The 12,399-nt window shown below is 67.6% G+C and carries 10 protein-coding genes; 7 read left to right on the forward strand and 3 right to left on the reverse strand.

Annotated elements, in window-relative coordinates; genetic code table 11:
- Positions 1-30 precede the first annotated feature (30 nt).
- From GD627_RS13220 to GD627_RS13230, 3 genes are all read left to right on the forward strand, one after another.
- The gene (locus tag GD627_RS13220; RefSeq protein ID WP_246165501.1) at positions 31-1,740 is read left to right on the forward strand and encodes a sugar transferase; all 1,710 of its coding nucleotides are present in this window, start codon (positions 31-33) and stop codon (positions 1,738-1,740) included.
- Positions 1,741-1,822: 82 nt separating this feature from the next.
- Positions 1,823-3,130 (forward strand): glycosyltransferase family 4 protein, encoded by a 1,308-nt coding sequence (locus GD627_RS13225; protein WP_152272878.1) that lies wholly within the window; start codon positions 1,823-1,825, stop codon positions 3,128-3,130.
- On the forward strand, positions 3,130-3,780 hold the full coding sequence (locus GD627_RS13230) for an LbetaH domain-containing protein (protein ID WP_246165502.1): 651 nt from the start codon (positions 3,130-3,132) through the stop codon (positions 3,778-3,780). Before GD627_RS13225 ends, GD627_RS13230 begins: the two co-directional genes overlap by 1 nt.
- 14 nt (positions 3,781-3,794) lie before the next feature.
- On the opposite strand, the gene GD627_RS13235 is transcribed toward GD627_RS13230, so the two are convergent.
- On the reverse strand, positions 3,795-4,610 hold the full coding sequence (locus tag GD627_RS13235; protein WP_152272879.1) for an SGNH/GDSL hydrolase family protein: 816 nt from the start codon (positions 4,608-4,610) through the stop codon (positions 3,795-3,797).
- A gap of 550 nt (positions 4,611-5,160) precedes the next feature.
- Between GD627_RS13235 and GD627_RS13240 the strand changes: the two genes are divergently transcribed.
- From GD627_RS13240 to GD627_RS13255, 4 genes are read left to right on the forward strand one after another with little or no spacing between them, the layout of a single operon-like run.
- Positions 5,161-6,456 carry a glycosyltransferase gene (locus tag GD627_RS13240; protein WP_152272880.1) on the forward strand — a complete coding sequence of 432 codons (1,296 nt, stop codon included), beginning with the start codon at positions 5,161-5,163 and terminating at the stop codon, positions 6,454-6,456.
- Complete coding sequence (locus GD627_RS13245; protein WP_152272881.1) at positions 6,453-7,892, forward strand: hypothetical protein; 1,440 nt, start codon at positions 6,453-6,455, stop codon at positions 7,890-7,892. Before GD627_RS13240 ends, GD627_RS13245 begins: the two co-directional genes overlap by 4 nt.
- Entirely contained in the window at positions 7,889-8,713 is an 825-nt protein-coding gene (locus GD627_RS13250; RefSeq protein ID WP_152272882.1) for a CDP-alcohol phosphatidyltransferase family protein, read from the forward strand. Before GD627_RS13245 ends, GD627_RS13250 begins: the two co-directional genes overlap by 4 nt.
- Before the next feature lie 7 nt (positions 8,714-8,720).
- Positions 8,721-9,956: an MATE family efflux transporter gene (locus GD627_RS13255; protein ID WP_152272883.1), complete on the forward strand. Its 1,236-nt coding sequence runs from the start codon at positions 8,721-8,723 to the stop codon at positions 9,954-9,956.
- Positions 9,957-10,074: 118 nt separating this feature from the next.
- Here GD627_RS13255 and GD627_RS13260 read toward each other — a convergent pair whose 3' ends face one another.
- Both GD627_RS13260 and GD627_RS13265 read right to left on the reverse strand, forming a co-directional pair.
- Positions 10,075-11,550 (reverse strand): tyrosine-protein kinase domain-containing protein, encoded by a 1,476-nt coding sequence (locus GD627_RS13260; RefSeq protein WP_152272884.1) that lies wholly within the window; start codon positions 11,548-11,550, stop codon positions 10,075-10,077.
- 62 nt (positions 11,551-11,612) lie between these two features.
- Positions 11,613-12,386 (reverse strand): RodZ family helix-turn-helix domain-containing protein, encoded by a 774-nt coding sequence (locus GD627_RS13265; protein ID WP_152272885.1) that lies wholly within the window; start codon positions 12,384-12,386, stop codon positions 11,613-11,615.
- Positions 12,387-12,399: the final 13 nt, after the last annotated feature.

Raw genomic sequence — 12,399 nt, forward strand, 5'->3', positions numbered from 1 at the left:
GTCTGCACAAAAAGGAATGACGGTCTCGTTATGGGTGCTGATATGCAGCCCGGGCTTCTGCCGGGCGCCCCGGCGTTGGAGGTGCCGGGGTCGCCAGCCGGCGCGGACATCATGGGCACGCCGTTTCCCACTGACGCACCACCTCTGTCCGGGCAGGTGTCCGGCCATGTGTCCGGCCCGCTTCGGACACTCCCACCGGCGCCGGCGTCTGCCCATGTACGCACGGCCGCCCCCGCTGCACCGCCGGCGGAAGCGTTCGTCTTTCCCAGTTTCACCAAACGGCGGCCGTTTCCCGGGACCGGCCAGTCCAGGAGTGCCGCCGCTGCGTGGGCCCGCAAATACTCCCGGATCATCACCGTGACGGACGCCGTGGTGGTGTTCGCGGCGGCCCTGGCCGGACACCTGGCCTGGTTCGGCCTGTCACCGGCCCCGCTGCACATCGGTTCGGTGACCACCACCTACCTGGTCTTCTCCGTGATAGTCGGCTCCGGCTGGATGCTGGCCCTGCACGTTTACCGAAGCCGGGATTCCCGCATCACCGGCATGGGAGCCGACGAATACAAACGGGTGGTCAACGCCAGCGTCATGCTGCTGGGTGGCCTGGCCCTGGCCTCAGTGGTCTTCCAGTTCGATGTGTCCCGGGGATATCTCGGACTGGTTTTCCCTGCGGGGGTGGGCGGGCTCGTCTGCTCGCGGTGGCTGCTGCGCCAGTGGCTGCAGGCCCAGCGGCAGCGTGGACGGTACCTCTTCAAGGTCGTTGTGCTGGGGCGCGCCCGGGACGTGCGGTACGTCGTCCACCAGATCAACGCCAAGTCCAAGGCTGCCTACCAGGTGGTGGGCGTGGCCCTGACGGGCAAGAAGCGGACCTGGCTAGATGTGGACTCCACCAGGCTGCCCGTGGTTTCCGACGAACAGACGGTGGTCGACGCCGTGGGCCGGCTCCGCGCCGATGCCGTCATTGTCGCGGGCCCCACCAAGGGCGGAAGCCGTTATGTCCAGGAACTCAGCTGGGAACTGGAAGAGTCCTCCACCCAGCTGATCCTGACCACCGGGCTGACCAATGTGGCCGGTCCCCGGATCCATTCCCGGCCCGTCGAGGGCCTGCCCCTGATGCACGTGGAGCTGCCGCAGTATTCCGGCGCCAAGCACGTGCTCAAGCGCAGCCTGGACGTTGCGCTTTCCGGCGCCGCCCTGCTCGCCCTGATCCCGGTCTTCCTCATCCTTGCGGTGCTGGTCCGGCGGGACAGTCCCGGACCGGTGATATTCCGGCAGAAGCGGGTGGGCCGTGGAGGGGAGGTCTTCGAAATGCTTAAGTTCCGCTCCATGGTGCAGACGGCGGAGGATGACCTGGCCGGGCTGCTGGACCGGAACGAAAGCTCGGGGGTGTTGTTCAAGATGCAGCATGATCCGCGGGTCACCCGGGTGGGCCGCTGGATGCGCAAGTACTCCCTCGACGAGCTTCCCCAGCTGTGGAACGTGTTCCTGGGGCACATGTCCCTGGTCGGTCCCCGGCCCCCGCTGCCGCGCGAGGTGGCCCAGTACGGCAACCGTGTCCACCGGCGCCTCTACATCAAACCGGGCCTTACCGGCATGTGGCAGATCAACGGCAGGTCCGAACTCAACTGGAAAGACGGTGTCCGCCTGGACCTGTACTACGTCGAAAACTGGTCGCTTGCCGGCGACCTCATCATTCTCTGGCGCACGGTGCAGATGCTCCGCAGGCCCGTGGGTGCCTATTAGCCATTCCCCTCCGGCTTCGGCTGGTCTCACCAAGAAGAAAGCTGACAACCATGAACTCTCTCGTTTCCGGAAGGGGATAGGCATGCATATCCAGATGCACGATTTCTCGGGTCACCTGTTTCCGGCTGAGTTGTCCCGCTACCTGGCGGCGCGCGGACACAACGTGGACCATGTGTACTCGGCCCAGTACGCCAGCGGAAAGGGAACCCTGGAACGAACGGCGGAAGATCCGCAGCAGCTGCGTTTTTCACCGCTGACCGCGGGCCGGCCCTTTCAGAAGTACAGCGCCGTGGGCCGCATCCGCTTTGAACGGTCCTATGCCTCCGCCTGGCTTGCCCACACGGAACGGACGGCTCCGGACTGCGTGGTGGCCTGCAACGTCCCGCTGTTTGCCCTGGCCGCGTTCCGGCGGGCTGCTGCGCGATGGAACCAGCCCTGGGTGCTCTGGCACCAGGACCTCTTCAGCAATGCCATTTCCGATGAGATAAACCGCCGGCTGCCGGGGCCGGCCGCGGGAGCCGGCAGCGCACTGGTCCGCAGGACAGAGGCCAACGTGGTGCGCAGTGCCACCCAGGTGGTGGCCATTGGGGAAGAGTTCCGGCGGGCCTACCGCCAATGGGGGGTGCGGACCAGCCACGTCACGGTGATCCCGAACTGGGCGCCGATCGGGGAGATAGTGCCCCGGCCCCGGGAGAACGCCTGGGCGGACCAGCATCTGCCCCGGGGGTCGGAATTCCGGCTGCTTTATGCCGGGACGCTGGGACGCAAGCATAATCCCCTGCTGCTGACGGGCCTGCTCCGCTCGGCCCTGGGTGCGGGTCTGCCCGCCCGGCTGATTGTCGCGTCGGAGGGGGAAGGCATTGACATGCTGCGCCAGGACCTGGAGCGGTCTCCGGACCTGCCGGTGACCCTGCTGCCCTTCCAGTCCGCGGCCGACCTCCCGGACATGCTCGGCTCCGCCGATGCCCTGCTCACCATCCTGGAACCGGAGGCTTCGCGGTTTTCCATTCCCAGCAAGGTGCTTTCCTCACTTGCCGCAGGGCGCCCCGTCCTCGGGCTCATGCCCGCCGACAACCCGGCGGCAGCGGATATCAGGGCTGCCGACGGCTTCGTTGGACCTCCCACTGACTTCGGGATTGCCGCCGCGGTCGGCTGGCTCCGGATGCTGGCCCGGGAGCCCGAAGCCGCAGCGGCCGTCGGGCGCAAGGGAAGGCAGCTGGCAGAGCGCCGGTTCGGCATCGGCCCCATCGCGGACCGGTTTGAAACGGTACTCAACCGTGCCGCGGGACCCGGCTTCATCCCCGGAACGGCGGAGGCCGGCCCCGGAGCCAGGAACCGTCCCGCCCATGCCGCCCCGCCTCCGCGCGGCTTCCAGCGGAAGGCCTCCTGATGCTCCGGGAACAGCCGGCCGGGCCTCCGGGGGACGGCGGATCCCCGGAGACGCTCCGCCGGCCCCCCGTCATTGACCTCTCCCGGGCCCCCGGATCCGGCGAGGCCTGGGGCAGGCCCCGCCCGGTGGTGTACCTCTGGTCTGCCTGTGAACTGGTGTTCCTCACCAATCCGTGGCAGATCAGTTCGCGTCTGCGGGTGGCGGTGCTGCGCGCCTTCGGGGCCGAGATTGCCGACGGCGTGGTCTTCCGGCCGCGGACCAGGGTGAAGGCACCGTGGAAACTGCATATCGGCGCACGCAGCTGGATCGGGGAGGGCGTCTGGTTCCACAACCAGGACCACATCTATGTAGGCAGCGATGTGGTCATCTCCCAGGAGACGTTCCTGACCACAGGCAGCCACCGGGTCCGTACCGACATGGGACTGGTGACCAGTCCCATCCGGATTGACGACGGCGCCTGGATCACGTCCCGCTGCATGGTGCTGGGAGGCGCGGGAATCGGGAGGTCCGCCGTCATCCAGCCCATGACCGTGGTGAAGGGGACGGTGCCGCCGGGGCAGGTCTTGGGCAGCGCCTCCGGACCAACCGGGCTGGGGGAGAGGTTTCCCTCCGGAGCCGGGGGCAGCACACCGGAACGGGAGGAGCGGTGAGGGCCCGGCACCGCCTAGGCGGTGCGCATCTCGCGCATGGCATCTGCCAGCAGCGGAAAAATCTTCCCGGCCAGGTAATCGTGGCCGGCGTCCGTGGGATGGATACCGTCCTCACTGATCAGCCCGGTGCTGTCCCCGGCGAACCAGCCGGCCGCGATGGCATCAACGTAACGCACGTCTTCCTCACTGGCAGCCCGTGCCATGGCCTCGTTGTTGGCCCGGATGAAGTCCGGCGCGGACTCCTCGCCCCAGGCGGGTCCTACGGCGATGATGCGCGCCGACGGAGCACGGTCCCGGATATCCGCGTACAGCGACTTGGCGGCCGTGTACATGGCGTCGTCCGTCTGGACGCCGTCATTCCTGCTGCCGAACACCAGGACAACGTCTGCATCCTCCCTCAGCCTGAGGGTGACGATCTCCCGGAAGTGGAGGCCGGCATTGCCGCGGGCTATGTAACCGGATCCCGGCTGCGCCATGACGTTCAGTTCAACGGTATCGCCGCGGTCCGTGAACCGGGTGCCCACCAGCCTGGTCCAGTTTGCCGCTCCGCGGCCGCCTTCCACGGAACCTGCCGTATAGGAATCGCCCAGAACATCGATCTTCACCACGGAGTCAGCCAGGGCCGGACCTGCGCCCGGGGTGACTCCCGCGGATGTGGAGGACGGGCGCGGGTCATCGGCCCGGCTGGTCCCTGTGGACTGGGTGAGTGCGTACGCCGAAACCAGCCCGGCGGCCAGGGCGAGGACCAGGAACCAGACGATGTTCCTGCCCCGCCGTTTCCTCCTCCGGGAACGGGGCTTGGATGTGTGGCGTCCATGTCGTGTAGGCATTCCTGAATTCTAATCTAATCATCTCGGAAATAAACGCTAACGCGACCAATAAATACCTAATTCGGGGGAAGTAAGTGAGTAATATACCTGTTTTACTTTTGGCTGATACACGCAATTCCGAAAATGCCGCCGTAATGTCGTCGAGGGCCCTTGCCGTCTTCGGTTCGGCCCTCCTCCGAAACTGTGTGTACCCCGGTCGAAACGCTGGGACGGCAGCGCGGCAGCCTGCACCGGCAGGCAGTCTCACCGGGAATCACGTGCTGCTGCGGGAAAGGCAGAGCCGGCAGTACGGCATTGACATTCGAACCGGCCGGGGTGCCGCGGCTATTTTTCCCAAGTGCAGGTTTATGCCGCCTGGAGGCTCGATTTTGCCGGTTCCCCGTTATTCCGGGCGGTGCCGGGTGAGACCCGAAGAGAAAATGATTTCTGAGGCTTTCCAGCGCCCCGGGTTTACCGTTTCACGCAGAATCCGCGAGGTGCGCGGGCACGGCCAGGGCGGACAGCGCCGAGGCACGGGATCTGTCTCTTCCGCTGCCCGAGGGGGCGGCAGGTGACGGCCGGAATACGGGGTGCCGCCGGCGCGCAGCTCCCTGAGGCACAGACCGCGGCCGCCCTCGAGGACTCAGCACTCCCCGTCGCGGACTCCGGCCGGGTCAGGGACGGCTCGGAGTGGGCCCCGGCCGTCCTGCAGGTGGGCGGTCTCGCCGGCCCGGGCGCGGCAGCGGGCGGTGTCTGGGTGGTGGCCCGGATGCAAAGCGATGCCCTGGCCCGGCTGGGAGCGAAAGTCGAGCTCCTTGGCGGCTGGCTGGGCATCCCGCCCCGGCAGGCCGCCGGTCCGCAGGCTCCGTCGCTCCCGGCGGCAGCAGGACGCCCGACGGCGGCCGTCCGCTTTTTCCGGATGCGCCGACCCGTACCGGGAGCCCGGCTCCGGGCCCCGGTCAGTCTGGCACTGCCGCGCTACGTCCGGCGGGCGGCAGCAGGGGCCGACGTCGCGCACGTCCACCTCTGCCGGGACTTCGTCACCTGCGCGTCCACGCTGCTGCTGGGCCGGGCCCGGGTCCCGGTGGTGGCCCAGACCCACGGGATGCTTCAGCCTTCACAGCGCCCGGCGCTGCGGGCCTTCGACCTGCTGATCACGCGCCGCATCCTGCAGATACCGAGCCTCTGGCTGACCCTGACCGAGGACGAGGAAAGGGGACTGGCCGCGCTGGGCGTGGACCCCGGCCGCTTCCGCCGCGTAGTGAACGCGACCGCGGAGCCGGAACAGCGGTGGTCGGATCCGGACACACCGGTGTTCCTGTTCGCGGCCCGGCTGGCACCGCGCAAACAGCCCGGAGTCTTCATCCAGGCCGCTGTCCAGGCCCTGGACGCAGGGCTGGACGCCCGGTTCGCCGTCGTCGGCCCCGATCAGGGGGAAGCAGGGACGGTGCGCAGCCTGATTGCCGCCTCACGGCACGCGGACCGGTTCGAGTTCGTTGGCGAACTGCCGTCCGCCGGCGTCCAGGCGCGGATGGCGGCGTGCACGGCCTACGTCCTGCCCGCGCTGTCCGAGCCGTACCCCATGACGGTGCTCGAGGCGGCGGCGCTGGGCACACCGGTGATTCTCACGGCCCAGTGCGGGCTGGCTCCGCTGATGGGCCGGCAGGACGCCGCCGTCGTGGTGGAGCCGAGCGTGTCCGCCGTGCGGGACGCGATGCTTCAGCTGGCCCGGGACCCTGCCGCCCGGGAACGTCTCGGCGGCAACGCGCGGCAGGTCCACCGCGATAACTGGTCCACCCGCGCCCTGGCGCAGGACCTGCTCACGGCCTACCGCGGCGTCGCGGTCCCGGAAGGAAACCAGCCATGACCACTCTGCTGCCCGACCAGACCGGCGTGGACAGGCGCTCCAGCGCCCGTCCCGCCGCTGCCATCGCGGCGTTCCTCGTCTTCGGGGTGGTGCTGCCGCTGCTGATCCGCGGCTCGAGCGCCGTCTTCTACACGGACACGGATTTCTTCATCCGCTACGCCGTGGTGCTCTACGCCTCCGTCAAACTTGCCCTCGTCCTGAGCCAGCGGGACATCCGCCCGGTCTCCGGCGTGTTCTGGATCTTCGTCTACACGTGCATGGGGGTGGCACCTCTCGCTCAGCTGACCACCGGACGATCCACGCCGCTGGCCATCCAGGTGGATGACTGGATGCTGACGGAGGCCACTCTGCTCACCCTGCTGGGGCTGGTGTGTTTCGACGTCGCCTACCATTCGCGGCTGCGCCGGCCGCCGGCCAATAATCCCCCCAGGCGGGTGCTTCGGCTGCGCAGCATCAAGGTCCTGCGCATTTTCTCCCTGGCCGCCCTGGCAGCGGCACTGATTTACATCACCCAGGTGGGCGGCCCGGCCGTCTTCTTCCTGAGCCGGGAGGAGGCCGGGGACGCACTCGAAGCCATCAACCCGGACAGCGGGCAGGCAATACGGGCAACCATCTCCGGCGCGGGGTCCGTGGCTGTCCTCTGCGCGCTCATCTTCTACATCCATGTGGTTCGTGCCCGGGAGCATGCGGTGGCCATCCCGGACATGGCGCTGATGGCGGCGCTCGTGGTGATGAACGTCGTCGTGAACAATCCGATTTCCAACTCCCGCTATTGGACCCTGGCGGTGCTCTTCGGACTGGTCCTCCCGCTGATTCGAGGACGCAGGGGCTTGTTCAACCTAGCCATCATCGGCGGAACCTTTGCCTCGATCTTCATCTTTCCGCTCTCGGACATCACCCGCCGTGCCAACGGTACGCAGGCACCCCTGCAGGTGGATTCGGTGTGGACCATGATCGCCACCAAGGATTATGACCAGTTCACCATGCTGGCCAACACCGTGGGCTACACCGCGGACCATGGATTCTCCTGGGGCATGCAGGCGCTCGGGCCGCTGCTTTTCTGGGTGCCGCGGGTGGGCTGGCCGGATAAGCCGTATGACACGGGTGTTGAGGTGGGCATATGGATGAACAACGCGAATCTCAACCTCTCGGCGCCGCTGTGGGCGGAAGCCTGGATCAACTTCGGCCTGGTGGGCGTCATGCTGGTTTTCATCGGCCTCGGGGTGCTGGCCCACCGGCTGGACACCGGGTACCGCGCGGATGTGCTCGGTATGGGATCCGTGGGGTACCTGGGCATCTCGATCTTTGCCGGATACCTCTTCATCCTGATGCGCGGATCACTGCTTCAGTCCATGGGCCGGCTGATGATCCTGGCGGTAGCCATCCTCATCCTGACCACCGCGGCCGGCGGCCGCAGGAAACGGAGAACCCCATGAGCGGGCCCCTGCCCCAGGCAACGGACCGGCCGGGGTTCCGTGCCTCCTTCGATCAGCTCCGGCGGGCGCAGAAGACCCGCAAGGGCGTGCCGCTGTATCTGCTGTACGTGAACCGCCCCGCCGGGCGGGCGGTCGCGGCGGCCCTCCGGCCTACCCGGGTCACGCCCAACCAGGTGACCTGGGCCGGGGCGGCCCTGACCTACGGTGCGCTCCTGTGGCTGGCCCTGTGGGCGCAGCCCGGCCCGGCGGCCGCGCTGACCGGAGTGCTGCTCGCGGCCGGATATGTCCTGGATTCCGCGGACGGGCAGCTGGCCCGGCTGCGGGGCAGCAGCTCGGCCTACGGTGAGTGGCTGGACCATGTGCTGGACAACGGCCGGATGACCGTGATGCACGTGGCCGTCTTCTGTTTCCTGGCACGGACCACGGATTACGACGTCGTGCTGCTGGCTCTTGCCTGCGGTGTCTTCCTGCTGGCCAGCTCGCTGATTTTCTTCGGCGGGGTGCTGTTTGACCAGCTGGCGCGGAACGCCCGGACAGATCCCGGCCCGGCTGGCGCGGCTGACGGACGTTTTGCACCGGCGGGGACTCCGGCGGCGGGGACTCCGGCGGCAGGAACCCCGCAGGCGTCGCCGGACCGCCGGTTGCTCCTCCGCTCCGTGGTGATGCTGCCCGTGGATTACGGAATCACCTGCCTGGCGTTCCTGCTGGTGCCCGCGCCTTCGGCCTTCCTCGCCGTTTACCTCGTTCTGGCTGCCGCGCACGTGGTGATCGGCGCCGCGTTTATGCGGCATTGGCGGTCCAAGCTTCTCCGGCTGAGCTGATGAGCTGATGGGAGCACTGCGCCGCTTCACAACCTTCGCGGACCAGGGCGTCTCGAGTGTGTCCAATTTCGTGGCTGTGGCCGTCGCGGCGAACGTGGCGGGCACCGGCGAGTTCGGCCAGTTTTCCCTTGCCTACGCCGGGCTGCTGCTGTTCCTCGGAGCCCAACGCGCCTTTGTGGGCGAAACACTACTGGTGCGTTACTCCCGCACCGGAGCACTCAACGCCCCGGTGATCGCCGCCAGCCTGGGCGGGTCGGTGCTCGTGGCCGTACCGGCGGCGTTGTTCCTGCTGGCCGGTGCCGGCCTGGCCGGAGGGCAGGATGCGCTGTTGTGGCTGGTCATGGCGCTGGCGGCACCGTTTATCCTGCTGCAGGACAGTCTGCGGTACCTCTTTATCTGCCAGGGACTGCCGGTGCGGGCACTGGCCGTTGACGGGATCTGGGCCTGCGTGTCCATTCCCGCCATGCTGCTGGCAGCCGCCGCCGGCCGGCCCCTGCTGCCCGTGCTCGCCTGCTGGGTAGGGGGTGCGCTCGCAGCGCTGGTGACGGGCCTGGTTCTTGCCCGTAGCCTGCCGGCCGTGCCGGCCGGAGCGCGGTGGCTGTGGCTGAACCGGGACTGTGCCTTCCGTTACCTGGCAGAGTTCGCTGCGCTGAATGCCTCGAGCTTCGCGGTCCTGTACCTGCTGGTCTTTCCGCTGGGGGCCGCCGGGGTGGGGGCCCTGCGTGCGGCGCAGCTGCTCTTCTCTCCGCTGAACACCGTTTTCAGTGCGCTGAAGACGGCGATCATTCCGGAGCTGGTGCGCTCGCGGGGGACGGCGGCGTTCCGCCGGCGGATGCTGGAGGCCTCGGCGGTGGTCGGTGTCCTGGCCGTGGGCTGGGGTGCCGCCGTGCTGTTCCTGCCCGCTGCCGCCGGCGAATGGATGTTGGGGGATACCTGGGCCAACGCCACGGAGCTGCGCTGGCCGTACGCCGTTCAATACCTGGCGATGGTGCCTTACACGATCATGCTGGCCTACTTCCGGGCGTCCGTTGCCAACCGGCTTTCCACCGCCATGCGCGGAGTCCTCGCCGGATCCACCCTCGTCCTGCCGCTCTGCTTCGCCCTGAACAGTTCCGCGGCATCCGCAGCCTGGGGCTTCGCGGCAGCCGTTGCGCTGGCCTCGGCCTGCGGGTTGCTCAGCATCGCCGCGGGACGGCGCAGCAAGCCTGAGGCCGCGGCTCCGCAGCAGGTCTCCAGCGGATAAGTGGTGAAACGAGGGGAAGGCCCGGCACCTGATCAGGTGCCGGGCCTTCCGTTGTAGCCGTTCCTTACCGTTCAGCGTGCCGCGCCGCTTGCGCGATCCGCAGTGAACTGAACACCAGTCAGCTCTTCACCGGGTGCTTCCGGCGGGTGTTGCCGTGGTCCTCCTCGCCGTGCGCCATGACAGCCTTGGCTTCAGCCGCCGGCGACGACGGCTGTCCGCCCTTCTCCCAGTCCAGCGGAGAGGCCAGCGCGGCTCCGTAACCGGTGAGGTACGCCGAGTTCGCGTCCGGGCCCTTGCGCGGGATCCGGTTCAGGACCACGCCGATGACGTCGGCCTTGACCAGGTTCAGCTGTTCAACGGCCTTGGACAAATTGTGCTGGCTAACCTTTGTGGCACCAACCACCAGCAGCAGGCTGTCCGTGTACCGGGTGAGGATGGTGGCGTCCGCCACCGGCAGCACCGGCGGAGCATCAAGAATCACAACGTCATACGCTGCCTCCATTTCCCCGATCAGCTTCTGCATGGTGGAGGAACCCAGCAGTTCGGTGGGGTTTGGCGGCAGCGGACCCGAGGTCAGGACGGACAAACCGCCGGTGCCCCACTGCTGGGCTGCGTCGGAGAGGTTGGTCCGTCCGATCAGCACCGAGGTCAGTCCCACGGTCTGCTCCAGGCCGGTGGCGTCAGCCACCGAGGGCAGCCGCAGATCAGCGTCCACCAGCAGGACACTGCGGCCGCTCTGCGCGATGCTCAGCGCCAGGTTCAGCGCCACGGTGCTCTTGCCCTCTCCGGCCTGGGAGGACGTGACCACCACGGACCGCATCTCATGCCCGACGGCGGCGAACTCCAGATTGGTACGCAGCTGGCGGAACGCATCGCTGCCCGAGCCGGCCAGCACAAACGGTGCGGTGGAGGACCGGGGCGTTGCCGATTCGGTGATGCCGCCCAGCAACGGCAGGGAGGTGGACTTGCGCACGTCGGCTTCGGTCCGGACATGCCGGTCCAGGACGTTGCGCAGGATGGCGACCACCAGCCCGGCGGCCAGGCCGTACAGCAGCCCGAGCAGCAGATTCAGGGATGTTTTGGGACTGGACGGCCCGTCCGGCGGCTGCGCGGTATCCACTGAGGACAGCCGGACCGGGGAGGGCAGCCCGTTGGTGGGACGCTCCAGGTCAGCCACGGACAGAATCAGGCTGGAGACGATGCCGTTGGCAATGTCCGCTGCACGCTGGGGATTGGAGTCCACGGCTTCGATCTGGATGAGAACCGTGTTGCGGGAGGTGGAGGCTTTGACGTTTTCGGCCAGTTCCGCCGCGGTGGTGTCCAGACCGAGCTTTTCAATCACCGGGTCCAGGACCTGCGGCTTCCTGACCAGGCTCACGTAGGACTGCACCCGTGCCAGCGCGAACACGCTGCCCTGCTGCAGTTCGGCTGAGGACTCCACGTTCTGGGTTGAGACAAAGATGCTGCTGCTTGCGGTGTAGGCCTTCGGCATGAGGACAGACAACACACCGGCCGTGATCAGGCCGATGAGTGCGAATGAAACGATGAACATCCAATTTCTTCGCAGAATGAGAATCTGTTCGTGCATATCCATTGGTTACCCCTTCCCTTGGATAAGACGGTTGGTTGGCTTTTCTGAGGAACGCTCGCGGCGCGTCATGAGCGGAACCACGAGTAGCATCCGCTCGAATCCACGCGTGCGGCATCCGGGCCGACGGTGACGGGCGCGGAGGCGTCATATTCTCCGAGCAGAGCGCCGGAGCCGGCATAGATCGAGATGCTGCACCCGTCGACGCCCGCGTAGGCGCGGTAGCTGCCGGGAGCGATTGACGGTTGCTCTGCGTGCGGTGCATGCGCGCCCACGGTGAAAACCCCGTCCGGGAACCCGAGTGCGGCTGCCTCGAGTTCGGGCAGGAGATCCGTGCACAGGGACCGAATGGCATCCGTGGCCTCCGCCGAGGGATTCATGATCAGCTCGCTGACCACGGCCCCCGGATCGGACGTCTTGGCGTTGAGCAGGACGTCGCAGCGCTCCTGGCCAACCTGCAGGACGGCGTTGGGATCCACACCCGCCGGCACTTTGCCCTCGAGGAAGACGTCCTCAGCGGCGTTGAAGGTGGGCTCCGGAGCCGGCTGCGGGGACTGTTCCTCCGGCACCGGTTCCTCCCCGTCCGGTGCTGCGGACGGAGATTCGCCGGTGGCGGTGCCTCCGACGGACGGCGAAGCGTTAGCCGAAGTGGATGGGGCGGAGGTGGACGGAACGGTGGTGGACGGAGCGGAGGCGGAGGGAGTTGAGCCGGCGGAAGCCTTGGGCGTTCCGCGGGATTCAGGATCAGCGGATCGGCATGCTGTGGCCGTTCCCAGCAACGGCACCACCAGCCCGGCGGCGAGCAGCCGCGCAGCCATGGATTTATTGAGACCTATTCTCATGCGGTGTGCTTTC

It is taken from the genome of Arthrobacter yangruifuii (assembly GCF_009192775.1).
Taxonomy (GTDB): domain Bacteria; phylum Actinomycetota; class Actinomycetes; order Actinomycetales; family Micrococcaceae; genus Arthrobacter_B; species Arthrobacter_B yangruifuii.